Genomic DNA, 23,653 nt, shown 5'->3' with positions numbered 1-23,653 from the left:
TTCGTGCGGCCGGCCCCGGAATGAGGGGCCGGCCGTATTAACCTTACTGCAGCGTGTCCCAGGTGCCCTGGATCGAATCCGCAACCTCCTGGGCCGAGGCACCGCCGACGAAATCGACCGCACCGGTGAAGAACGCACCGGCACCGATTGCGCCCGGCATCAGGTCAGAGCCGTCAAAGCGATAGGTCGTCGCGTTCAGCAGGATATCACCCATACGCTTCAGCGTATCGTCGCCATAGGCATCGGGGTTCACCCCACTATGGGGCGTCAGGAAGCCGCTTTGCGCCATCCAGATTTCATGCGCGATCGGGGTTTGCAGGAACTCCACAAAGGCCATCGCGGCTTCGTTATCCGTCAGGACAGAAAACAGCGTGCCGCCGCCCAGAACGGGCTGACCGAATTCACCAGATTCCGGCGCGGGGAAGTAGAAGAAGTCCGCGTCCTCGCCGATCATGGTGCCTTCGGGGAAGAAGCTGGGGATGAAGCTCGCCTGACGGTGCATGTAGCAGCCGGGCGGGCTTTCAAACAGGCCCTTGGGGCTGTCGCGGAAGTCGGTCGATGCAACCGAGCCCGCGCCGCCAGAGACGAAGTCGTTGTTCTTGGCGAACCAGCCGAATTCCTCGATGGCAGCGACGACTTTCGGGTCGTTGAACTTCAATTCGTTCGTGGTCCAGGCGTCGTAATCTTCCGCCGGATGCATACGCAGCATCAGGTCTTCGACCCAGTCGGTGCCGGGCCAGCCCGTCGCACCGCCTGAACCCAGACCGATACACCACGGGGTTTCACCATCCTCGACGATCTGTTCGGTCAGCGCCTTCAGGTCCTCCAGCGTTTCGGGAACCTCATATTCCATATCCTCGAAGTTTTCGGGGACATACCAGACCAGCGATTTCACATCGGCCTTGTAGGGGAAGGCGTACAGGTGATCTTCGCCTTCCGGGCCGGGATAGGTGACCAGATCGGCCCAGCTTTCGCCGGCTGCGTAATTATCGACGATCCATTGGCGCATCTCATCCGGCAGCGGCTTCAGCTGGCCCTTGGCGGCCAGCCCGGCGGCCAGACCCGGTTGCGGGAAAATCGCCACATCCGGCGGAGAGCCTGCCTCGGCATCAATGACGATCTGCTGCTCGAAGCTGTCGGAACCGCTGTAGTTCACGGTAATGCCGGTCGCTTCTTCGAAATAGGGGAACACCGATTCGAACAGTTCAAGGTCCTGGCCAAGCCACGGACCCAGCATCTGGAAGCTTTGCCCTTCAAGCCCCGTATGGCTGGCCGCGAATTCGTCAAGGCTGGCCCAGTTGAAACGATCATCCTCGCCGGGCTCGAACACCATCTGGGCCTGCGCAGCTGCGCCTGTCAGCGCTATCATCGCGGCCGAAGTCATGAGTAAACGTATCAAGTGATTTCCTCCATTTGTTGGTTAACCCAGCGGGCTTTCGCTCAGGTTCTGCGCGAAAAAACCGCAATGTCAAATGGTCGGAGGCCGGTTTGCTACAATGCCGTTGCGGCATAAATCCGATAGATTTCAATCACAAAGTTTGACAAAACAAGGCGGTCGCGAATGCCGCAGCGCGGTATAAGATGTAAAGTAATACTTCCTGGCATTGCCCCAGTGCCGCGCATTCGTCGCGCAAAAAATCGTAACAAATTGATTTATAGTTCAATATTTACGTTCGGCCCGATGCGAGCAAAAAAGTTAACGAAATGAAAAAAATCTTCAGCTCGGGCCGGTCTGTCCAGCAACTGCGGACAGGCGCGTCAGGCTGAAATCATTGCACATTCCTGTTCTACAGTATGACACCCGTGCCCGGCAAACAGATTTTGCAACTCATGGTTGTTTCGAACAAGATCGTGGAGCGTGACCCCCTCCAGCGACGCATAGAAGGCCGAAACAGCGGCGATCAGGGCGTCGCGCAGCCTGCACCCGGCTAGCAGCGGACAGGTATTGCCTGCCTCATCAAAGCATTCGGTCAGGGGCACGCCACTTTCAAACTGCACGAAAACATCCCCGACGGTTATCGTTCTGGGATCGCGCAGAAGTTTGACGCCGCCAGTTCGTCCGCGCAGGGTTTCGAGATAGCCCAACGCGGACAGACGATTGACCACCTGCGCGACATGATGCGTTGAGGCATTGATCGCCTCGGCCATATCCGCTGACCGAACCAGATCACCGCTGCGGATCGCGCAATACATCAGCACGCGCATGGCCAGATTTGTACGAACTGTCAGCCTCAATATCAGCCCTCCTGCCTGAAACGAGCATGGGGTGAGCCGTCAAAGCCGTCATTGATTTGTATCAAGCAGAACGGGGTTCCGGCGTGTCCCCGCGCCGTAGCCATTCAGAAGGGTTTTGCGAAAGAGAGCGCAGAGGTGGTGCCGCTGAAGGGACTCGAACCCCCGACCCCATCATTACGAATGACGTGCTCTACCAGCTGAGCTACAGCGGCCCCGTCTGCGTGCCGCGCCGGATAGCAGGTTCCGGCGCGGGGGGAAAGACCCTTTCGCGGTGATTTTCGACCGTTCAGCGACCCTTTGCGGGCGTCTCTGGCGGCTCTACGTCCGGGCGGACGGGCTGATCGCCATCCAGAACCAATCGCGACGACCGCGCATTCTGCCGTGCCGGGGGCAGTGTATCATCCGACGGCAGTTCAACATCCGGGCGCGGCGGCTCGACAGTCTGATCAGTATCCTTCGCAGGCGATGGTTGCGGGGCAGGTGCCGGTGTGGACATTGACCGCGTTGAAGGTGCAACGGGAACTTCGTTCACCGGCGGAGCCTTGTCTGCCTTCTCCACCCGCTCGGCGGGGTCAGCGACCGGCGTTACGGTCGTCTTTTTTACGGGTGGTTCCGCGTCCGTGATGGTGCTCGACGGCTCCCCCTTGAAATCGGCTTCGCGGGGCACCATTCCGGGCGCGACATCTGCCACGACGGTGGCACCAGCCGCCTGCTTGCCGTTTACCTTTTGGGCGTCGTGGCTAAGCTCAGCGGTATCTGTCCCAGCCCCATCGGACGGTTTTTCGTCTTTCGCACCGACCAGCAGCGGCAGAAGCTCTGCCCCCGTTGGCGAAGGAACGGGACGCTTATGGGCAGGCTCTCGCCATGTCAGCGTATCGAAGCCGCCGCAGCTTTCGCAGATCGGTGCCCAATCTTCCATCACATGATCGCATTTGTCGCAGACCCATTGCGGCCCACGAGAAGCACCCATTGCCTTGACCAGCCAAGCCCTGACTGTTGCATCTTCCGCGCCCTCGCCACGCTCGATAGCGGCCATGATGGCCAATGTCCGCGTGGTCGGGTGCGATGCGGCCAGATCGCCAAGCGCGCGCCGGGCGGCGGGGAAATCTTCGTTCGCGAGCAGCAATTCGGCTCGCAGCAGACGCGTCTCCAGATCATCCGGATTGCGCTTCATCAGCGATTCGAAGCGGCGCAGACGCTGGTTCGGGGTCTCATCCGGTGCGACTTCGGCATAGACCTCTGCCAGATCGGGATGCGGGCGGACGGACCATGCCTTTTCCAGCAGCCGTTCAGCGTTGCGGCGATCCTTCTGCGAGATATAGGTCCGCGCAGCCATGACGACCGCAGGCACAAGATCGGGCGAGGCTTTGGCAGCGGAAATCGCCGCTTCTCGCGCCGAGATAGATGAGCCATGGGCAAGCACATCCCGCGCCTCTTGCAGAGCCAGAACCGCATCGCGACGGATATGAACGTCGCGCGGCAGCTCGCCCTGTTTGCGCTTGTCCTTCAGCACGGAACGCGCGCCTTTCCAGTCGCCTTCCTTGGCAGAAAGTTCCAGCAGCGTATTCTGAACCTCGGTATGGCGCGGTTTGAGGGCATAGGCCTTTTGCGCCAACGCCAGTGCGGTATGCGTATCGCCGTCAGCCAGCTTTTGTTTCATGAGGCCGCGAACGCCGACAAAGCGGGTCCGGTCATCTTCCAGCATTTCGCGATAGACGGATTCGGCCTTGGAATTGTCACCGGCCACCTCTGCCGCCTGAGCGGCCAACAGCCGGGTTGCACGCGGATCGTCCAGATATTTGGCGGCACGCACAGCAAGATCCTGCGCCTGCTTCCCCTCACCCGAGGCGACGGCCAGAAGGCCCTGCGACAGCGCCTCTATCCCCTTCTCGCGGCGAGAGCGGGCGAAATAGCGGTTGATCGCGGTTTCGTCGCCCATGACAAAGCGGATGAAGGCCCACAGGATACCAAGCAGCTTCATCGCAAGCCAGCCAGCGACGACCAGCAGTACAAGTGCGACGACAACCTGAATTGGACCCAGCGTGTATTCGGTGCCACCAAAGACAAGCTGCACCCCGTCCGTGGTCGCCGACAGCCTGTTCAGGCCAATCGCCACCGCCAGAATAAAGGCGAAGAACAAAAGGATCTTAAGCAGTGATAGCAGCATGGTTAAATCCTCAGTTCAGCGTCGTGGCGACGTCATTGAGCGCGGCTTCGGCGTCGATATAGGCCCGGGCCTGCGCCATCCAGTCGGCCATGACCTGCTGGCCCTCTTCCGGCAGCGCGGCAAGTTCTTCCAATGCGGTCGTGATCTCGCCCTGTTCAACAAGCGCACCTGCGCGCGACAGAATGGCGTCAGGGTCGCCGCCCTCTCGCGGTTCGACCGAACGCGCGCCGGTCTGGACGCGCAGGAAGTTACCGACGGCGGTCATTGCCCCGCCATCGCGCGACTGTGACTTTAGCGAGGTCCGCAGCGCGTTTCTGGCAACCGCGTCATATCCCATCTGAATCTGAACCAACGTCGGAAGATCATCCTGAGCAAGCGATTCGGGCACTTCGACACCCGCGCTTTCAAGCTGCTGCACGGCCTCGCCGGCAGAGCTGCCGTGTTCCAGTGCAGCACCAAGTGCGGCCACAGAGGCGACGGCCTGCGCGCGCTGGGTCGCGGCCTGCGCTTCGGATTGCACCGCATCGAAGCTGGCGCGGGCATCATTTGCTGCGGCCTCTATCTCGGCCTTTACCTGTTCGGCATTCTGCGCAAGGGCCTGCACCTGCTCCAAAGCCTGCGGTTCAAGCTGCGGGCGGGCGGCAAGATCGGCTATCTGTTGCGCCTGACTGGCAAGCTGTTCCTGAAGCGCGGCAATCTCGGCACTTTCACCTCCGGCGGGCGATTGCGCAGTCGAGGCATCTTCAGCGGTCGTAACCTCTGCGGCGGGGGGCGGCGTGGCGGGACGTTCCGCCAGTGCCTGCTCCAGCGCGGCAATCTTCTCGGCCTGCGCGTCCAGTTCGGTTTGCAGGGCCGCATCGGCACCTTCAGCGGGCGGCAGCGCAGCGATTGCCTGTTCGGCGGCTTCGGTGCCGGCGCTCGCCCCGGCCTCTGTCGCGGCCTGTACTGCATCGGCGCGAATCGCAGCCGGATCGATCTGCACGGTTTCAGCCGGTTCGGGCGCCGGGTTCAGATATGGCATGGCCCAGATCGCAGCCAGGGCACCAAGCCCTGCGGCAACGGCCCCACCAAGAGCCAGCGGCCAGAAACCGCCCTTGCGGACGACGGTCGTCTGCGCGGGCTGAGCGCTTGCAGCCGTATGCGGCGGCGTGGGTTTTGCCGCACCATCCGCAGATACCATCGGCGCGGCCGTCTTTTCGTCACCGTCAGTGCGGCGCGACGCCGCAGGAATAGGCGTCGCTGATTCGCCGACCATCGCCGATTCGATCGGAGTCGATGGAGGTATGCGCGATACGACAGGGCCGCCCGCTTCGACCGGCTCGGACGGCACAACCGGCTTTGACGAGGCGGTTTTTCTGGGGCTCTTGGCGGCAGCGGCAGAAGTGGCTTTGGATGACTTGTTGTTTTTACCGGACGTGGCCACGTCTTTTCCCCCTGAAATAACAGCAGTCTGGACCTTCCGCTGACTGCATCGCATGCACTCTAGCGGGCGCCCCTTTCGGTCTCAACCCACGGCAAACCTGTTCGTTCCGTCACGCGCAGTGACAAAATGGCATGCAGCATGGACTGACGGTCAGGTTTATCCGCAACAATCCTGCCAATAACCGGTCCGACAAAAGCGGTATCGGCAGCGCTGCTGATTGCAATCGTCGTGATCGGGGCCTTCGCCCGAAACAATGCCCGGGACAGCAAAGCGGCGCTGCGCGGCGAGAATAGCGGCAGAATCAGGGGCCGGTTATCTTGCGCTGCTGCAAGTGCCGCAGGGCTGAGCGGTTGTTCGATCTGATCGTAGATCGCCAGGCTTTCCACCGGCAAAGGCTGGCTGCGATGCCTGCCGCGCAGATGAAGCCAGTCCCCCCGCCCCTTCAAAAGCGGTATCAAACCGTCTGCAGTGCCCGGGCCGGTGATGACGTCGTACCCGGCGACCCGCGCCGCTTCCGCGGTCTGGACACCAACGCAAAGCGCGGGCTTGCCGTCACCGGCCCCCGCAAAGCCGACAGCATTGGCAGATGTGAAGACCAGACCCGGCGCTGCCGCCACCCGGTTTCTGTCGAATGGCAGCGCCTCTATCCGAATGATCGGAGAGATCAGGACCTCAACCCCCGTCAGCGCAGCCGCGAAATCGTGGGACTGGGCCTCTGGCCGGGTCAAAAGGCAAAGTGGCGCAGTCATTGCGGCCTCGCGTCGGTGTGGCTATCTGAGTGCTATCCTTAACGCGCACAAGGCCGCAACCATGACACTGATCTTTCTGGGCATCGAAAGCAGTTGCGACGATACCGCCGCTGCCGTGGTGCGCGGGGATGGCGAGATTCTGTCTTCGCTCGTTGCTGGCCAGACCGACCTTCACGCCGCCTTTGGCGGAGTGGTGCCTGAAATCGCTGCCCGCGCCCATGCGGAAAAGCTGGATATCTGCGTGGAGGAGGCATTGGCAGAGGCCGGTTTGACGCTTGCCAAACTGGACGGGATTGCGGTGACAGCTGGGCCGGGGCTGATCGGCGGGGTGATGGCCGGGGTCATGCTGGCCAAGGGGCTTGCCGCGGGTTCGGGCCTGCCGCTGGTTGGCGTCAACCACCTTGCCGGTCATGCGCTGACGCCACGGCTGACGGATGGAATAGCCTATCCCTACCTGATGCTGCTCGTCTCTGGCGGGCATTGCCAGTTTCTGCGTGTTGACGGGCCCGACGCGTTCTCACGCCTTGGAGGCACCATCGACGACGCGCCGGGAGAGGCGTTTGACAAGGTTGCCAAACTACTTGGCCTGCCCCAGCCCGGCGGCCCTTCGGTCGAAGAACAGGCACTGTCCGGTGATGCAGGTCGTTTCAGCCTGCCCCGACCGCTGCTTGACCGGCCGGGATGTGACATGTCCTTCTCGGGCCTGAAAACGGCTGTGCTGCGCGCGCGTGATGACCTGTCGAAAACACAAGGCGGACTGACCGTGCAGGACCGCGCGGATCTTTGCGCCGGGTTTCAGGCCGCCGTCGCGGATGTTCTGGCCGGAAAGACAGCGCGGGCACTGGCGGCGCATCCGGTTCCGGTTCTGGCAGTCGCGGGCGGGGTCGCCGCGAACAGGGCAATCCGCCTGCGGCTGGAATCCGTCGCTGCAAAGGCAGGCGCGCGCTTTACAGCACCGCCGCTGCGCCTGTGCACGGACAACGCCGCGATGATTGCATGGGCCGGCATCGAGGCATTCGGCCAGGGCCGGCGCGATGGGATGGATCTTGCGGGTCGGCCCCGCTGGCCCCTGGATCAGAGCGTGGCCCCCATGTTGGGCGCGGGAAAGCGCGGTGCCAAGGCATGACGCCCGAACTGAAGGTGCTGATCCTCAACGCTGTGCTGCTTGGTATGGCCTATTTCGCGATCTACCCCGCGATGAATATCCGCCGCGTCATGCAGATGTTGCCCGTTGATGTGCTGCTGCTCGTGCTTGCGCTGCTGGCTGCGGGCAGTCTGTTCTACGGGCAAGGCATCGGTTTCAGCCTGCTGATTTTCGACACCGGGTCGGACCTGCTGACCACGAATTGGTTTGTCTTTACGGTACTGTCCATGGCCCTGATCGAGGCGCCGCTGTTCCTTTGGTACTGCCGGAAGAACGATATCGACCTGAATGGAGGAGAGCGATGATCGGGATCATCGGCGCCGGGGCCTTTGGCACCGCATTGGCCGTCGCGCTGTGCGGGACGCAGCAGGTGACCCTGTGGGGCCGTCGCCTGCGAAAGGAGCGTCAGGTGCCGCAGCTTCCGGGCGTCGGTATCCCGGATGCGGTGCAACTGACCGGAAGCCTTGCTGCCGCCACGGCTAATCGCGATCCGCTTGTACTTGCCCTGCCCGCCCAGGCGCTGCGGGGATTTCTGAGCGCGCATGGGCACTTGCTGGACGGTCGTTGGCTGGTCAACACCGCCAAGGGAATCGACCTTGAAACGGGCGAGTCGCCGTCGACCCTTATCCGCTCCTCCTGTCCGACGGCTCGCATTGCCACGCTGACCGGACCCAGTTTCGCCGCCGATATTGCACGGGGTATGCCCACGGCCCTGACGCTTGCCTCGGACGAAAGCGATCTGGAGACATTGCAGCGTGACCTTTCGACCCCTGTGCTGCGGATCTATCGCAGCGATGATCTGCGCGGCGCCGAGTTGGGTGGGGCGCTGAAAAACGTGGTGGCCATTGCCGCAGGCGTGGCGATTGGCGCGGGACTTGGCGACAGCGCCCGTGCCGCTTTGATAACGCGCGGCTTTGCCGAGATGGTCAGGTTGGCAACGACGCTTGGAGCACGGCCCGAAACTCTGGCCGGGCTGTCGGGGCTTGGCGATCTGGTGCTGACGTCCACGTCCGACTTGTCGCGTAATTTCCGTTATGGTCACGCACTCGGCGCGGGGCAGACATTTGACAGTAGCATCACGGTCGAAGGCGCTGCGACCGCGCAGGCCGTCAGCGTGCTGGCGCAGCGCCGCGATATCGCCATGCCTATCGCCGATGCTGTCGCAGCACTTGCCCAGGGCCACGCCGGCGTGGCAGAGACCATGGAAAACCTGATGAGCCGCCCCCTGAAGGAGGAATGATGCCTTATTTCGCTGTGATCTGCCGTGACAAACCGGATTCCCTGCCGCTGCGCATGGAAAACCGCGAGGCCCATCTGGCCTATGCAAATGAATCGGGCGCCGTGTTTCTTGGCGGCCCGCTGATCGAAGGCGGTCAAATGGCTGGTTCCATGGCAATTCTTGATGTCGCTGATATGGCCGCGGCAGAGGCATGGGCGGCAGATGACCCCTACGGAAAGGCGGGTTTGTTCCAGTCCGTGACCATCAAAGAGTGGAAAAGGGTGATCGGCTGATGGCTTTCTGGTTGTTCAAATCCGAACCCAATGTCTTTGGATGGGACGATCTGGTCGCCAGAGGCGAGACGGGCGAAGAATGGGACGGCGTGCGCAACTATCAGGCCCGCAACAATATGCGGGCGATGAAAAAGGGCGAACGCGGCATGCTGTATCATTCCAATATCGGCAAGGAATGCGTCGGCATTGTCGAAGTCGTGGCTGAAGCCCATCCCGATTCGACGACCGAAGACCCTCGCTGGGAATGTGTGGATATCAAGGCCGTTCAACCGCTGGAAAAGACCGTGACACTGGATCAGGCGAAAGAGGAACCGCGCCTGAAGGATATGGTGCTGGTCAACAATTCGCGCCTTTCGGTCCAGCCAGTCAGCGAGGACGAATGGGCGGTGCTGATGGAACTGGGCGGGCTTAAATAGCAGACTTTGAAAACCATTTCTGCGCCAGATCGGGCAGCGCATCGAAATGATCCAGCATGGCATCGGGCTTTAGTTTCGACAGCGACGGCCCCTCTGGCCCGAATGACACAAGGGCCACGCGCACCCCGGAATTGCGTGCGGTTTTCAGATCGGTCTCTGTGTCCCCAACCATGAAAGAGGCAGCGACCGTGCCACCGGCGCGCGTCACGGCCTCGCGGTAAGGCACCGGATCAGGCTTTCGGACCGGCATCGTATCGGCACCGATCAGGGCCGCAAAGGCATCGCGGATACCCAATTCGCGCAGCAGCTTGTCTGCCAGACTCTCAGGTTTGTTGGTGCAGACGCTCAGCAGGAAACCAGCATCAGCCAGTTGCGCGAGCGCGCGTTCCAGCCCCGGATACGGTCGCGAATGCACGGCGATGGCGGCGCCATAGGCGTCCAGCACGATAGGAAAATCTTCATCCTCGGCCTGTGGCGGTATCAGCATCCCGGCGCTTGCCCGCGCATAGCCAGCCCGCAACATCGCCCTTGCACCATAGCCCGCAATCCGCGCATCTGCGACCGGATCAAGGCCACCAAGCCCGCGCCGCGCCAGTGCCGTATTGGCCGCAGCAATCAGATCGCCCGCCGTGTCCACCAAGGTTCCGTCGAGATCAAAAACCACTGTCCCGGCCATTCTGTAACCTTTCGTCAAATCAAGTGAAGTATCGAGCGCTTGCGAGCTTGCCCCGCCAAGGGGTAAACCGCCTGTGAAGAAACGGCAAACAACGAAACGGGCAGTATGTCGGAACAGACGAAAAGTCAGGAAATCGCAGTCGTTATTCTCGCAGCCGGGCAAGGCAGCAGAATGAAATCCGACCTACCGAAAGTGCTGCACAAGGTCGGCGCGGTTCCGATGGTGGGCCATGCGCTTGCCGCAGCGCGCAGCCTTGATCCGGCCCATATCGTCGTCGTGACAGGCCACGGTGCGGAACAGGTCGGCAAGGCCGTCGGCAAACTGGATGAAACGGCGAAGATCGCGCTGCAGGCCGAACAGCTTGGCACCGGCCATGCCGTGGCGCAGGCCCTGCCGCTGCTGGACGGGTTCGACGGGCGGGTGATCGTGCTTTACGGCGATACGCCCTTCATCAGCGAGGACACGCTGGCGAAGCTGACCACACATGATGCTGATGTTGTCGTGCTTGGCTTTGAGGCTGCGGATCCGGGCCGCTATGGCCGGCTGATGACGGATGATGCAGGCAATCTGTTGCGCATTGTAGAGTTCAAGGACGCCGATGAGACGACGCGGGCAATCCGCCTCTGCAATTCAGGTGTCATGGCCGTGGATGCAGCGCTGCTGCGGCAGCTTATCGACCGGATCGGCAACGACAACGCGTCTGGCGAATACTACCTGACGGATATTCCGGGCCTCGCACGCGACAACGGCCATCGGGCCGCTGTCGTCACCTGCCAAGAGGCAGAGACGCTTGGCGTCAATTCGCGCACCGAGCTGGCACGGGCAGAGGCGATTTTTCAGGCCCGCCGCCGTATTGAGGCACTGGAAGAGGGTATAACCCTGACCGCGCCTGAAACGGTGTTTTTCTCGCTCGACACTCATATCGGGCGTGACGCGATCATCGGCCCTAATGTCATCTTTGGCCCTGGCGTCACGGTGGAAAGCGGCGCCGAAATCCTCGGCTTCTGCCACCTTGAGGGCTGCCACATTTCCACCGGCGCAACTGTCGGCCCCTTCGCACGGCTGCGCCCGGGCGCAGAGCTTGGCGGCGACGTTCATGTCGGCAACTTCGTCGAAATAAAGAACTCTGTGCTGGACGAAGGCGTGAAGGTCGGCCACCTGACCTATCTTGGCGATGCGCATATCGGTGAGCGCACGAATATCGGCGCAGGCACTGTGACCTGCAACTATGACGGCGTGATGAAGCACCGCACAGAGATCGGGGCAGAGGCGTTTATAGGCTCTGACACCATGCTGGTCGCACCGGTGAAGGTTGGCGATCATGCCATGACAGCATCCGGATCGGTCATAACCGAAGATGTGCCGCCGGATGCGCTTGGTGTTGGCCGCGCGCGTCAGACAAACAAAGCAGGCCTCGCCCGCCGCATCATGCAGGCGCTGCGAGAGCAAAAGGCAAAGAAGGGGCAGCGCTGATGTGCGGGATCATCGGAATTCTGGGCAGCCATCAGGTCGCCCCGCAACTGGTCGAGGCGCTGAAGCGTCTGGAATATCGCGGCTATGACAGCGCAGGCGTTGCCACCATTGACGACGCGGGCAAGCTGGATCGCAGGCGCGCCGTCGGTAAGCTGGTGAACCTGTCAGACCGGCTTGTCGCCCAACCCCTGTCCGGCAGGTCCGGTATCGGTCACACCCGCTGGGCCACGCATGGTGCCGCGACCGAAGGCAATGCCCACCCGCATCAACGCGGGCCTGTGGCGGTTGTGCACAATGGCATCATCGAAAACTTCAAGGAATTGCGCGAAGAACTGGTCGCTGCCGGCTACAGCCCTGAATCAGAGACTGACACCGAAACCGTCGCCATGCTGACCGCCAAATATCTGGCCGATGGCCTGACCCCGGTCGAGGCCGCGCGCGCCACGCTGTCCCGGCTGCACGGCGCTTTTGCCCTGGCGTTCCTCTTCGAAGGCGAATCCGATCTGATGGTTGCCGCCCGCAGGGGAAGTCCGCTTGCGGTGGGTCACGGCGACAACGAAATGTATGTCGGCTCTGACGCGATTGCGCTTGCCCCCTTCACCGATCGTATCACCTATCTGGAAGAGGGCGATCACGTCATCCTCACCCGCGAAGGTGCCGAAGTCTTCAACGCCGATGGCCGCCCGGTAAATCGTGAAATCGCGCAGATCGACGTGGGCGCGACGACCATCGACAAGGGCGGCTACCGCCACTTCATGGCAAAGGAAATCGCCCAGCAACCCGCGGTCATCGGCGACGTGCTGAGCCACTATATCAAGGATGGCCGGATCGTCCTGCCCGAAGGGCTGGATTTCCGTGATACGGACCGACTGACCCTTGTTGCCTGCGGCACCGCGTATCTTGCTGGATATGTCGCCAAATACTGGTTCGAAAAGCTGGCCGGCCTGCCCTGCGATCTGGATGTCGCGTCGGAGTTCCGCTACCGCGAACCGCCCCTGTCTGACAAAAGCTGGGCCATGTTCATCAGCCAGTCCGGCGAAACCGCAGACACGCTGGCGGCGCTCCACTATGCAAACGGAAAGGTGGCAAAGACCCTCGGCGTCGTAAATGTCGGAACCTCGGCCATTGCACGCGACACTGATATCGCCCTTCCGACCCTCGCGGGGGTAGAGGTCTGCGTCGCCTCTTCGAAAGCATTTACCTGCCAGTTGACCGTTCTGGCCGTACTTGCCCTCAAGGCAGCTCATGATCGCGGCCGCCTGACCGATGCTGAACTTGCCTCACATATCGACGACCTGCGCGCGATACCGGCCCTGGTTAACCAGGCCATCAACATCGCAGATGAGTGTCAGGAGCTGTCTGGCTGGCTTTCGGAAAGCACCGATGTTCTGTTCCTCGGGCGCGGCCCGCTTTACCCCGTCGCACTCGAAGGCGCGCTTAAGCTGAAGGAACTCAGCTATATCCACGCCGAAGGCTATGCCTCCGGAGAGTTGAAGCACGGCCCGATCGCACTGATCGACCAGCATATGCCCGTGGTCGTCGTCGCCCCGCGCGACGAGTTGTTCGAAAAAACGATCTCGAACATGCAGGAAGTCATGGCCCGTCACGGTCAGGTTCTGTTGATCTCTGATGCCGCTGGTATCCGCGAAGGCGGCGATGGCGTCCGGGCCAGCCTGACCATGCCCACCGGGGGCGGCATTTTCCAGCCCATCGTCTATGCCGTCCCGATGCAATACCTCGCCTATTACACGGCGGTTGCTAAAGGCACCGATGTCGATCAACCCAGAAACCTCGCAAAATCAGTTACGGTCGAGTAGTTACGCAGCGCACCCCTCACCTGCTATCGCTGGCCATAAGGAAACTGTCATGCCCGTGAAAAACCGTTTTGCCGAGATGCTGCCGGAAATCGTTGCTTGGCGGCATGACTTCCACGCCCATCCGGAACTTCAGTACGATGTCCACCGCACAGCGTCACGCGTAGCTGAATTGCTGCGCGAATTCGGCGTGGACGAGGTGCATGAAGGGATCGGCAGAACCGGTGTGGTGGGGGTGATCCACGGCCGCAGCAATACCAATGACCGCGTGATCGGGCTTCGCGCGGACATGGATGCCCTGCCGATTACCGAGGCAACGGGTCTGGACTATGCGTCGACCATACCGGGAAAAATGCATGCCTGCGGGCACGATGGCCATACATCAATGCTTCTGGGTGCAGCAAAATACCTGTGCGAAACGCGCAATTTCGACGGAACAGCCATCCTCATCTTCCAGCCCGCGGAGGAGGGCCAGGCGGGCGCCCGTGCCATGCTCGAAGATGGGCTGGCGGATCGCTGGAACATTCAGGAATTCTACGGCCTGCACAATATGCCCGGTATCCCAGTGGGACAGTTCGCAATATGCGAAGGCGGAATGATGGCCTCCGCCGACGAGTTCGAGATTACCGTCACCGGCCGCGGCGGGCATGCCGCACAGCCGCAGATGGGAACAGACACAATGCTGACCGCGGCGCATATCATCGTCGCACTGCAATCCGTTGTCTCACGCAATGTGGACCCGCTGAAAAGCGGTGTGATCTCCTGCTGCGTCGTCGATTCCGATTCGACTGCCTATAATGTCATTCCCGAAACCGTCACCATACGCGGCACCGCCCGCAGCCTCGACGCCGATACGCGCGAACTTCAGGCCGATGCACTGCGCCGCGTCGCCCAGAATACAGCGCAGGCCCTCGGCGCGACGGCAAAGGTCCAATACAATCGCGGCTACCCCGTGACCATCAATCATCCCGAACCAACGCAGCACGCGGTGAATGTCGCCAAAGCCGTCGCCGGAGAGGGCAATGTCGATCCCGAAACCGCACCCATCATGGCATCCGAAGATTTCAGCTTCATGCTGGAACGGCGGCCGGGCGCCTATATCTTCTTAGGCAATGGCGACAGCGCCCCGCTGCACCACCCGAAATATATCTTCTCCGACGATGCGATCCCCTTCGGTGCAAGCTGGCTGTCCGGCATGATCGAAACGCGAATGCCCGCCGCCTGATCGTCGCACCCGCCATCCGGCCTGCCTGTCTTTGGTGCTCAAAATACCTCGGGGGTCCGGGGGCTGGCCCCCGGTCCGAACCGCAGGGGCTATCCCCCGGTATGGCTCATATGCCGGCTGACCTGTCCAGCAATCTTCTGGCGTGAATAGTCGAAATCATGCCCTTTCGGCTTGCGCGCAATCGCTGCGCGAATAGCCTCCGTCAGATCTGTATCGTCAGGTGAGTTGCGCAGCGGCGCGCGCAAATCGGCACGGTCCTCTTGCCCGAGGCACATATAAAGCTCTCCTGTGCAGGTCACGCGCACGCGATTGCAGCTTTCGCAAAAATTATGGGTCAGCGGGGTGATGAAGCCTATTTTTTGACCGTTTTCAGCCAGCCTGACATATCGGGCCGGGCCGCCGGTGCGCTCTGCCAGATCAACAACCGTATACCGCTCGGCGATACGATTGCGCAGGTCTGACAAGGGCCAGTACTGATCCCGCCTGTCCGCTTCCCCCATATCTCCCATAGGCATGACCTCGATAAAGGTCAGGTCGTGATCTTCGGTTGCACACCAATCAATCAGGGAAAACAACTCATCCTCGTTGAAACCCTTCAGCGCCACGGCGTTGATTTTGACGCGCAACCCCGCATCTTTCGCCGCGGCAATACCGTCCAGCACTTGCGGCAAACGGCCCCAACGCGTGATCTTCGCGAATTTTTCCGGGTCCAGCGTATCGAGCGAGACATTGACCCGGCGCACCCCGATATCCGCCAGTTCTGCAGCAAATCGACGCAACTGGCTGCCATTCGTGGTCAATGTCAGCTCATCCAGCCCCTCGCCCAGATGGCGGGAAACTGCGCGGAAGAATGACATGATGTCGCGCCGGGCCAGCGGCTCGCCGCCGGTGATCCGCAGCTTTCGCACGCCCAGCCCCACAAAGGCCGAACACATCCGGTCCAGTTCTTCCAGCGTCAGCAGGTCACGCTTGGGCAGAAACTGCATATGTTCCGCCATGCAGTAGCTACACCGAAAATCGCAACGATCCGTCACCGACACCCTCAGATAGGTAATCGGTCGCGCGAATGGATCAATCAGCGGCGTCACGTTCATTCCTTTGAAATAGGTCGGTCCTTGCCACCCCGCAAGTTCCGGCGTTGCCTAAGCGGCGGCCCGCAGCTAGCCTCAACCCTGAAAAACGAGGGAGATCGAGATGATCCGAGCCAGAGCCATTGCCATTCTGGGGCTGAGCACAGCGACACTAAGCGCCTGCGGCCTCTCAGGCGGAAGCGACATCGTCTCGCGCCCCGAAGCCGCCGCCAGAGAGGCTGCGGCGGCAGGCTCAACAACGACCACCGGCGATGGCCTAGACGGCGGCTACGTCGAGCCCGTCGCCGCGCCTTCGGCCGCCCCCGCGCAATCCAGTACATCCGGATTGCAGGGCGGCGGGCAGACCGTCGCGCAGCTTGACACGACCTCTGCGGAAGAAAAGGCGGCAGCGGCAGCACCTGCCTCGGGCGGAGGACTGTTGGGAACGACCGTCGCATCTCTCGGCGACGCGACAGAAGGCGGCTTCTGGATCAAGACCCCGCTCGTTTCCGCGGCTGGCAAGGGGCGCGTGGTGAACCCGGCAAGCGGAAAATCGGCGAATGTCGACCTGCAACCTTTGGGCGGCGGTGGCTCTGGCAGCCAGCTTTCACTTGCAGCAATGCAGGCGCTTGATGTGCCGCTGACAGAGCTTCCGGAAATAGAGGTCTGGCAGAACTAGCGATCAAAGCGGACTGGATCGGATCGTGGTGCCGGCAGCAGGAATCGAACCCGCGACCTTCTGATTACAAATCAGCTGCTCTACCAGCTGAGCTATGCCGGCCCTGAACTCATGTCCTGCTGCCCGATTAACGGCACTCCGCGTCGGGCGCAAGCCAGAGTCTGAAAGAGGTTTTCCTGCCGCACCGTAAAAGCTAGTTTGACCCGCAGTTTAAGAAGATCAGATATCGTATGGAAATAGTCTATCACGTCGGCGCTTACGGAAGCGGCATGGAACGTATAATCCGGACGCTGCTGCGCAATCGGGATGAGCTTTGGAAGGCCGGGATCGAGGTTCCGTCCCCGCGCAGATACCGTGGCGTCTACGGTGAAGCACTCGCTGCACTGAAAGGCGGGACAGCCTCTGACGAAATGCAGGAGATGCTGCTGGACGCGGTCATGGACAGTGACGAGGCCGCGCGGGTCGTGCTGTCGCAGTCAGGCTTCATCGGACTGCCGAAACGGGCGATCACGACGCAGGGCGTTTACGCTTTCGCGCATCACCGGATGGCCGGGCTTTCGAACCTGTTCCCGGATTCCTCTGTCGAGTTCTTCGTCGGCATCCTTCATCCCGCGCGCCATGTGCAAGTTATCGTGGAAATGTCGAAGGGCGACTATGGCGCGGTGATGGATGGGATCGACTTGGAACAATTACGATGGGCCCCCATGTTCCGCCGTTTCCTGTCGGCCGTGCCTGGACGCACAATTGTGACCTGGGCCCAAGAGGATCTGCCTTTCATCTGGCCAGAGGTCTTGCGGCGAATGGCCGGTGTGAGCAGCGCGATGCCGCTGCTTGATGAAGACGTGATACTGGCAGAGCTACTTTCGGCCGAAGCTCTTTCGGAACTGAAGCAAAGCATTACCGAGGAAGTCGCAGGCAATATCAGTGCCAGACGTGATCTGGTGGAATATGCGCTCGCATCAGCGGACATCAGCGCATTGGAGACCGAACTTACCCTACCCGGCTGGACGCAGGATGTAGTCGACAAACTGTCTGAAATCTATGCGGCGGATCTGGCAGAGATCGCAGCGCTGAGCGGGGTAGAGCTTATTTCCGCGTGATCGGGTGTGGGCGCAACGAACGAAGGGGTTCGGTCAGTTTTGCTTGGAGCCACCGCGCCTGTGTCAGGGCTTTAACCGGCTCATTTTCATTGTTAGCAGCTTTCTTCTGTTGACCGTGAACATCAGTCTCCGCCAGCCAGTCGTAAATAGAGTCAGTCTCACCGCCTGTTTGGAATCACCGAACAACGCGAAGCTGTTCTAAAAATTTCAGTATTCCAACTCATCTGTCTCTTCGCCAAAATCGCCCACAAGACCTGGCCCTTAGGGCACCAAGCATGATATTCGGCGTCATTCACGCGGGCCCGGGATCGCATCTTTTCGCAGGCGCGGCGCAAGGCGTGCTCCGCACCTATCAGGCAAAACGGAGCGGCGATAAAGGGCCGCCTCAGGCGTGCGAACCAGAGCTAGCGATTGAAGTCAGCTTTATTGCTCCATTCGTTCAGCCGACTGTGGGGTCCAGCTTGTCGCGCAGCCAGTCACCCACCAGAGAGATCGAAAGAGTTGTCAACATGATCACGACAGCCGGGCCCAGCATGATCCAGGGGGCTGTCGTCAGATAATCGCGCCCGAAACCGACCATGTTGCCAAGACTGGTTTCTGGCGGCTGCACACCGAGGCCCAGAAAGGACAAGCCGGATTCCATCAGGATGATTTCGGGAAAGGTCAGAGTCATCGAAACGATCAGCGTCGATGCGACATTCGGCAGGATATGCTTCAGGTAGACCCGCCGTGGCGTGGCACCAAGCTGCACGACCGCTGCGGCGTAACCCTGCGCGCCCGCCGAAATCGCCAACCCGCGCGCAATTCGCGCATAACGCTCCCATCCGTAAAAGCCCATCAGGCAGACGAGCAAGACCATTGAAGAGCCGAAGAAGGCCAGCACGGCAAGCGACATGATCAGGAAGGGCAGCGCCGCCTGAAAATCGGCCAGCATGACGACGAAATGTTCAACCACCCCTCGGAACTGCGCAGCCAAAAAGCCAAGCGTGGTACCGAACACGGCTGAGATAACGGTTGCCCCAAACGCGATCACCAGCGAGACCCTGACCGATTGGATCAGCCGTGACAGCACGTCCCGCCCCAATTCATCCGTGCCAAGCCAATGGCCCGGCGTTCCCGGTGGGGACAGCCGCGCGGAAAGGTCCATCTGCGTGATGTCGTAGGGTCGGATCAGATCGGCCAGCAGGGCACAGATCACCATGCCAGCCAGCCAGGTCAGCCCCAACCACACCGTGACCGGAACGCGACCTATACGCGCCTTGAACCTTGCGCCTCTGGGCAGTGAATGAATTTGCGTAGCGTCAGCCATTTTATACCCCGATCAGTGGGCGCTCTGCGTGCGCAGGCGCGGATCAAGCCAGCCGTAAAGCAGATCGACAATAAGGTTGGAGACCACCATGAGCGCCGCGATCAGCAGCAGGATACATTGCACAACGGCCAGATCTCTGTTCGACACAGATACGATCAGCAACCGCCCGATTCCGGGCCAGGAAAATATCGTCTCGACCACCACGGCGCCTGCGACCAGCGATCCGACCATGAAGCCGACAATGGTCACGATGGGGACAGCCGCATTCGGAAGCGCGTGCCCCATAACGACGTGACGCCATTTCAGTCCCTTGGCGGAAGCGGTGCGGATATAGGGCTGCCCCAGCACCTCGATCATGGCAGAGCGAGAGAAGCGTGCGAGGATGCCGATGCCGCCGATCGAAATGGTAACCGCAGGCAATATCGCATGTTGCCACGACCCATAGCCACCCGATGGCAGCACCCCATAGGTCACAGAGAATATCAGGACCAGCACCAACCCAAGCACAAACGATGGAATGGTAAAACCCAGCACGGCCAGAAAGATGACACCGCGGTCCACGGCGCTGTCGCGGTGCAGCGCCGCATATATGCCTGCCGGAATTCCAAGGCCCAGCTTCAGCAACAGGGCCGGTATGGTCAGCATCAGCGTCGCCGGTACACGCTCCATCACCAGATCAAGCGCGGGTGCCCGGTCACGCATAGATAAGCCGAAATCACCTGAAAGGATGGCTCGCAGATAGGACAGGTATTGCTGCCAGAGCGGCGCGTCGAGGCCCCATTCCTTGCGAAATGCGTCGATCACACTTTGCGGCACGTCGGGTCCCATCAGAACTTCCGCCGGGTCGCCCGACATGCGCAGCACGACGAAAGCAAATGTCATCACGGCCAGCACTGTGACAATGGCGCGGAAAAGGCGCAGGGCGACAAATCTGATCATGGCATGATCCTTACGCGGCGCGGACCGTATTCACGGTATTCACATGATGGCAGGCAGCCGCCTGCCCCGAAGCGACGGGCATCAGTTGCGGCACGCGCGCGCGGCAGATGTCGCTCGCCAACGGGCAGCGGGGATGAAAAGCGCAGCCGTTGGGGCGTCGCGCGGGATCGGGTGGCTCACCTTGCAGGATGACCCGGCTGTCAAGAACGCGACCCGGCTCGGGCACGGATGAGATAAGCGCCTGAGTGTAGGGATGCTTCGGCGCGGCAAAAAGCTGGGTGGTCGGGCCTTCTTCGACGATCCGCCCCAGATACATCACCGCGACCCGGTCACAGAGGTTGCGCACCACCTTCAGGTCGTGGCTGATGAACACCATGGACAGGCGGCTGTCGCGCGTTAGATCCCGCAGCAGGTTTACCACCTGCGCCTGGATGGATACGTCGAGCGCGGATACAGGCTCATCACAGACAAGAAGGCGCGGAGCGGTGGCCAGGGCGCGCGCGATCACAACCCTCTGACGCTGACCGCCGGAAAGCTCATGCGGGTAGCGGCTGGCATGCTGCGTACCAAGGCCAACCGAGCGCAGCAATTCACCGACACGGGCGTCCCGTTCGGCAGGCGAGCCGATTGCATGAATATCCAGCGGTTCGCGGATCTGCGCGGCGATCTTCAGCCGGCGATCCAACGCGGCAAGCGGGTCCTGATAAACCATCTGCATTTGCGAGCGCAGCGAACGCCATTCTTTCGTGCCAAGTGGTGGCAGGGCTTCGCCGTCAAAGCGCACCACGCCGTCCTGCGCCGGATCAACGCCAAGAAGCATACGGCCCAGCGTCGATTTGCCAGACCCGCTTTCGCCGACGATGCCCAGCGTTTCACCCTGGTGCAGCCGCAGCGCCACGCCATCCACAGCGCGAATGGCGACCGGCTTGCCAAGCAGACCCTTGCGCCCCGCGTAGACCCGAACAAGATTGCGGGTTTCCAGCAATGGTTTCATCACAGCGCCCCCTCGAACTGCTTCTGTGGCGTTTCCGCCGGGCGGGAATGACTGATAGGAAAGGCGCAGGCGAGCTTGCGCCCGTCCGTCTGCGGCAAAAGCGATGGCACCTCTTGCTGACAGAACGCGCGCGCCTGCGTGCATCGCGGCGCGAAGGCGCAGCCGGGCAGCTTCTTGCGCGGATCAGGTACGTTGCCACGGATCGGAACCAGCGGCGTGCGCGGACCGTCAAGTCGCGGCAGCGCGTCGAACAGGCCGCGTGTATAGGGGTGGCTTGGACGGTCAAAAAGCATTTTGACCTCTCCCTCTTCGACGATGCGTCCTGCATACATGACGCAGACCCTCTCGCAGACCTGTGCAACCGCCCCGAGATCATGGCTGATAAAGACCATCGCCATGTTCATGTCTTGACGAAGCTGTGTCAGCAGGTCGAGGATCTGCGCCTGTATCGTCGCGTCGAGCGCCGTTGTCGGCTCATCCGCGATCAGCAGGTCCGGCTCTCCGGCGATTGCCATTGCGATCATAAGGCGTTGGCACTGACCGCCGGAAAACTCGTGCGGGTAGAGGTTGAACCGTCCCCTCGCATCCGGAATGCCGACGGTATCCATCAATTCCAGAGCGCGCGCCTTCGCGGCAGCACCAGTCAGGCCACGATGCAGCCGCAGCGCTTCGCATAACTGCTTGCCGACCTTGAGAACCGGATTTAGCGCGCTTGAGGCGTCCTGAAAGATCATTGCGACGCGCCCGCCGCGCACATTTTCCAGCACCGTCCGCGCTGCACCCGACAGTTCCTGATCGTCGACCACGACACTGCCGGACACTGACGCCTTCGACGGAAGCAGGCCAAGCGCCGCAAGCCATGTCACCGACTTCCCGCAACCGCTTTCGCCAACAAGGCCAAGCGCCTCGCCCGGCGCTACGGACAGGTTGATGCCATGCAGAACCTCGATGCCATCGAAAGCAACACGAAGGTCGCGGATCTCTACAAGCTTGGTCACGATTTAACCCCCGATTTCGGCAGCAATACCCGCAGACCCGGCCAGCAAGCGGCTGGCCGGGCTTTGCAGCCGGATTGGCTTAGCTGCTGGTCGTCCAGTTGCCTGCGCGGAAATCCATTGCGAAAGCTGGTGCCGCCTTCCACCCCAGATCAGAGCGCATGCCGGTGAAGACCGCATTCTGATGCAGAACCTGATAGGCCGGGTCCTCACGCTCAGCGATTTCCAGCATACGGGCGATGGCCTGCTTGCGTTTCGCACGGTCGGTAGAGGTTTCCATCACGACCGACAACTCGTTCAGCTCGGCATTGGACCAATCCTGCTTCTGCTGAACTTCGCCATTCGGACCGAACTGAACCACCATAGGTGTGATCGGGTCGTTGATCGTGTTGGAGGCCGACCAGTCACGGACACCCTTCAGGCCTGCGGGATCATGGATCTGGCCCCAGTTCTCCTTCATCTCGATTTCGACATTCAGGCCGACCTGCTTCCACATCTCAACCATGATCTGGCCGTTGGCCGTCTGGTTGGTGTAGTAATTATTCAACAGGCGATAGGGGATCGCATCGCCTTTGTAGTTGGCCTGCTTCAGAAGGTCCTTGGCCAGTTCCGGGTTGTATTCCGGCGGCGCCCAGCCTTCGATGAACATGTCAGAGCTAGCGAAGCTGTCAAACTGAAGCCCGGCGGGGATATTGGTCTGACCCTTCCACAGTGCCTGCACGATTGCATCGCGGTCAATCGAATGGGTCATCGCGCGGCGGACCAGCGGATCTGCGAGGGTTTCGTTCTGGGTGTTGAACACCGAGATACGATGGTTCCAGATCGTCGAGTTCTGCACCTCAAACCCATCCGCGTTCTGAACCTGATCGATCTGATCCGGCGGCAGGTCGCAGGCAAAGTCATATTCACCAGACAGCAAACCATTCACACGGCTGGCAACCTCTGGCACGGCAACGAAGGTGATGCGCTGCAGCGGCACCTGACCGCCCCAGTAATCGTCAAACGCAACCAACGTCAGCGACACATCGGGGCGATGATCCTCGACCATATAGGGGCCGGTGGTGACGGGCTTCGCCGCCCACTCGGCATAGCTGGCGGCTTCGTCCCAGGCGCGACGACTGGTGATCTGGCTGCCCATTGAATACAGGCGACCTTCCAGCGTCACATCCGGCGTCGCGTTGTGCAGGCGCACAGTGTATTTGTCGACGATCTCTATCCCTTCCAGCGACGGCCACAGGCGACGGCTGACGCCGGGTAGATTCGCGGGCAGGTCTTTTTCGGTCTGAGGCGCGAAGTCCGCTGCATAGATGGTTTTGCCACCGACCGGTTGGGTATCCCCAAAACAACGCTCGGGCGAGAATGAAAAGGCGACGTCTTCCGCCGTCATCTCGTCACCGTTGTGGAACTTGACGCCCTGACGCAACTTCAGCTCCAGCGTCTTGTCGTCGATGCGCGTCCATTCCGTCGCCAGACCGGGGACCGGACCCTGATCGCCCATCCAGTCACGCAGGATCAGCCCTTCCCAGAGGTTCGGATAGAACACACGCTCTCCTACATTGGACTGTTCATTCCAAGGGTCTAGCGTATTGTTAATGGTGATCTTCTGGACAGCAATGGTCACCGAGGGGCGGGTTCCCTGCGCACGCAGATAGCCCGGCAGCATAAGCCCGCCTGCGGTCGCACCCATCAAACCAAGCGCATGACGTCGATTCAATCGGATCATTTCCGTTCTC

The 23,653-nt window shown here is 61.1% G+C and carries 23 protein-coding genes and 2 tRNA genes; 11 read left to right on the top strand and 14 right to left on the bottom strand.

Annotated elements, in window-relative coordinates:
• Positions 1–43: 43 nt before the first annotated feature.
• The 5 genes from PAF20_RS00205 to PAF20_RS00185 all read right to left on the bottom strand — a co-directional run bounded on the left by PAF20_RS00205 (position 44) and on the right by PAF20_RS00185 (position 5,582).
• A complete protein-coding gene (locus PAF20_RS00205; RefSeq protein ID WP_434802926.1) occupies positions 44–1,399 on the bottom strand; it encodes an ABC transporter substrate-binding protein in 1,356 nt (451 codons plus the stop codon).
• A 359-nt stretch (positions 1,400–1,758) separates the two neighbouring features.
• A complete protein-coding gene (locus tag PAF20_RS00200; RefSeq protein WP_271071760.1) occupies positions 1,759–2,235 on the bottom strand; it encodes an RrF2 family transcriptional regulator in 477 nt (158 codons plus the stop codon).
• Between the two features lie 136 nt (positions 2,236–2,371).
• Positions 2,372–2,447 (bottom strand) — tRNA-Thr (locus tag PAF20_RS00195).
• Positions 2,448–2,521: 74 nt separating this feature from the next.
• On the bottom strand, positions 2,522–4,402 hold the full coding sequence (locus tag PAF20_RS00190) for a heme biosynthesis protein HemY (RefSeq protein WP_271071759.1): 1,881 nt from the start codon (positions 4,400–4,402) through the stop codon (positions 2,522–2,524).
• A 10-nt stretch (positions 4,403–4,412) separates the two neighbouring features.
• Positions 4,413–5,582, bottom strand: a complete 1,170-nt coding sequence (locus tag PAF20_RS00185) for a ribonuclease E domain-containing protein (RefSeq protein WP_271071758.1) — start codon at positions 5,580–5,582, stop codon at positions 4,413–4,415.
• A gap of 28 nt (positions 5,583–5,610) precedes the next feature.
• Here PAF20_RS00185 and PAF20_RS00180 point away from each other — a divergent pair, with 28 nt between their 5' ends.
• Positions 5,611–5,868, top strand: coding sequence for a hypothetical protein (locus tag PAF20_RS00180; RefSeq protein ID WP_271071757.1), 258 nt, complete (start codon positions 5,611–5,613; stop codon positions 5,866–5,868).
• A 16-nt stretch (positions 5,869–5,884) separates the two neighbouring features.
• Here the strand turns inward: PAF20_RS00180 and PAF20_RS00175 are convergent, their stop codons facing one another.
• Positions 5,885–6,574, bottom strand: coding sequence for a uroporphyrinogen-III synthase (locus PAF20_RS00175; RefSeq protein WP_271071756.1), 690 nt, complete (start codon positions 6,572–6,574; stop codon positions 5,885–5,887).
• Between the two features lie 61 nt (positions 6,575–6,635).
• Here PAF20_RS00175 and tsaD point away from each other — a divergent pair, with 61 nt between their 5' ends.
• Genes tsaD through PAF20_RS00150 form a run of 5 tightly spaced genes read left to right on the top strand, consistent with a single transcriptional unit; the run spans position 6,636 to position 9,646 of the window.
• Positions 6,636–7,700, top strand: a complete 1,065-nt coding sequence (tsaD, locus tag PAF20_RS00170) for a tRNA (adenosine(37)-N6)-threonylcarbamoyltransferase complex transferase subunit TsaD (RefSeq protein ID WP_271071755.1) — start codon at positions 6,636–6,638, stop codon at positions 7,698–7,700.
• Positions 7,697–8,023 (top strand): hypothetical protein, encoded by a 327-nt coding sequence (locus PAF20_RS00165; RefSeq protein WP_271071754.1) that lies wholly within the window; start codon positions 7,697–7,699, stop codon positions 8,021–8,023. The genes tsaD and PAF20_RS00165 overlap by 4 nt, the downstream gene beginning before the upstream one ends.
• Entirely contained in the window at positions 8,020–8,958 is a 939-nt protein-coding gene (locus tag PAF20_RS00160; RefSeq protein WP_271071753.1) for an NAD(P)H-dependent glycerol-3-phosphate dehydrogenase, read from the top strand. The genes PAF20_RS00165 and PAF20_RS00160 overlap by 4 nt, the downstream gene beginning before the upstream one ends.
• Positions 8,958–9,230: a YciI family protein gene (locus PAF20_RS00155; protein WP_271071752.1), complete on the top strand. Its 273-nt coding sequence runs from the start codon at positions 8,958–8,960 to the stop codon at positions 9,228–9,230. Before PAF20_RS00160 ends, PAF20_RS00155 begins: the two co-directional genes overlap by 1 nt.
• Positions 9,230–9,646: an EVE domain-containing protein gene (locus PAF20_RS00150; protein WP_271071751.1), complete on the top strand. Its 417-nt coding sequence runs from the start codon at positions 9,230–9,232 to the stop codon at positions 9,644–9,646. The genes PAF20_RS00155 and PAF20_RS00150 overlap by 1 nt, the downstream gene beginning before the upstream one ends.
• Here PAF20_RS00150 and PAF20_RS00145 read toward each other — a convergent pair.
• Positions 9,639–10,322: an HAD-IA family hydrolase gene (locus tag PAF20_RS00145; RefSeq protein ID WP_271071750.1), complete on the bottom strand. Its 684-nt coding sequence runs from the start codon at positions 10,320–10,322 to the stop codon at positions 9,639–9,641. The two genes, PAF20_RS00150 and PAF20_RS00145, sit on opposite strands and share 8 nt — an antisense overlap.
• A gap of 105 nt (positions 10,323–10,427) precedes the next feature.
• Between PAF20_RS00145 and glmU the strand changes: the two genes are divergently transcribed.
• The 3 genes from glmU to PAF20_RS00130 are packed head-to-tail and all read left to right on the top strand — an operon-like array spanning position 10,428 to position 14,834.
• Positions 10,428–11,795 carry a bifunctional UDP-N-acetylglucosamine diphosphorylase/glucosamine-1-phosphate N-acetyltransferase GlmU gene (gene glmU, locus PAF20_RS00140; RefSeq protein WP_271071749.1) on the top strand — a complete coding sequence of 456 codons (1,368 nt, stop codon included), beginning with the start codon at positions 10,428–10,430 and terminating at the stop codon, positions 11,793–11,795.
• On the top strand, positions 11,795–13,612 hold the full coding sequence (gene glmS / locus PAF20_RS00135) for a glutamine--fructose-6-phosphate transaminase (isomerizing) (RefSeq protein ID WP_271071748.1): 1,818 nt from the start codon (positions 11,795–11,797) through the stop codon (positions 13,610–13,612). The genes glmU and glmS overlap by 1 nt, the downstream gene beginning before the upstream one ends.
• A gap of 49 nt (positions 13,613–13,661) precedes the next feature.
• Positions 13,662–14,834, top strand: a complete 1,173-nt coding sequence (locus tag PAF20_RS00130; RefSeq protein ID WP_271071747.1) for a M20 aminoacylase family protein — start codon at positions 13,662–13,664, stop codon at positions 14,832–14,834.
• An 89-nt stretch (positions 14,835–14,923) separates the two neighbouring features.
• Here PAF20_RS00130 and moaA read toward each other — a convergent pair whose 3' ends face one another.
• Positions 14,924–15,928, bottom strand: a complete 1,005-nt coding sequence (gene moaA / locus PAF20_RS00125; RefSeq protein ID WP_271071746.1) for a GTP 3',8-cyclase MoaA — start codon at positions 15,926–15,928, stop codon at positions 14,924–14,926.
• A gap of 100 nt (positions 15,929–16,028) precedes the next feature.
• Between moaA and PAF20_RS00120 the strand changes: the two genes are divergently transcribed.
• On the top strand, positions 16,029–16,583 hold the full coding sequence (locus PAF20_RS00120) for a hypothetical protein (RefSeq protein WP_271071745.1): 555 nt from the start codon (positions 16,029–16,031) through the stop codon (positions 16,581–16,583).
• Between the two features lie 26 nt (positions 16,584–16,609).
• Here the strand turns inward: PAF20_RS00120 and PAF20_RS00115 are convergent.
• Positions 16,610–16,685: transfer RNA gene (locus PAF20_RS00115), tRNA-Thr, on the bottom strand.
• Positions 16,686–16,852: 167 nt separating this feature from the next.
• On the opposite strand from PAF20_RS00115, the gene PAF20_RS00110 reads away from it, so the two are divergent.
• Positions 16,853–17,683: a hypothetical protein gene (locus PAF20_RS00110; RefSeq protein WP_271071744.1), complete on the top strand. Its 831-nt coding sequence runs from the start codon at positions 16,853–16,855 to the stop codon at positions 17,681–17,683.
• 439 nt (positions 17,684–18,122) lie between these two features.
• Here the strand turns inward: PAF20_RS00110 and PAF20_RS00105 are convergent, their stop codons facing one another.
• From PAF20_RS00105 to PAF20_RS00085, 5 genes are all read right to left on the bottom strand, one after another.
• Positions 18,123–18,992 (bottom strand): ABC transporter permease, encoded by an 870-nt coding sequence (locus PAF20_RS00105; protein WP_271071743.1) that lies wholly within the window; start codon positions 18,990–18,992, stop codon positions 18,123–18,125.
• A gap of 12 nt (positions 18,993–19,004) precedes the next feature.
• Positions 19,005–19,931, bottom strand: coding sequence for an ABC transporter permease (locus PAF20_RS00100; RefSeq protein WP_271071742.1), 927 nt, complete (start codon positions 19,929–19,931; stop codon positions 19,005–19,007).
• A 10-nt stretch (positions 19,932–19,941) separates the two neighbouring features.
• Positions 19,942–20,925 (bottom strand): ABC transporter ATP-binding protein, encoded by a 984-nt coding sequence (locus PAF20_RS00095; protein ID WP_271071741.1) that lies wholly within the window; start codon positions 20,923–20,925, stop codon positions 19,942–19,944.
• The gene (locus tag PAF20_RS00090; RefSeq protein WP_271071740.1) at positions 20,925–21,923 is read right to left on the bottom strand and encodes an ABC transporter ATP-binding protein; all 999 of its coding nucleotides are present in this window, start codon (positions 21,921–21,923) and stop codon (positions 20,925–20,927) included. Before PAF20_RS00090 ends, PAF20_RS00095 begins: the two co-directional genes overlap by 1 nt.
• Positions 21,924–22,002: 79 nt before the next feature.
• Entirely contained in the window at positions 22,003–23,643 is a 1,641-nt protein-coding gene (locus tag PAF20_RS00085) for an ABC transporter substrate-binding protein (RefSeq protein ID WP_271071739.1), read from the bottom strand.
• Positions 23,644–23,653 lie beyond the last annotated feature (10 nt).

The sequence above is a fragment of the Paracoccus albus genome (assembly GCF_027913035.1).
Lineage (GTDB): Bacteria > Pseudomonadota > Alphaproteobacteria > Rhodobacterales > Rhodobacteraceae > Paracoccus > Paracoccus albus.
This window is presented reverse-complemented; position numbering and strand designations above follow the sequence as displayed.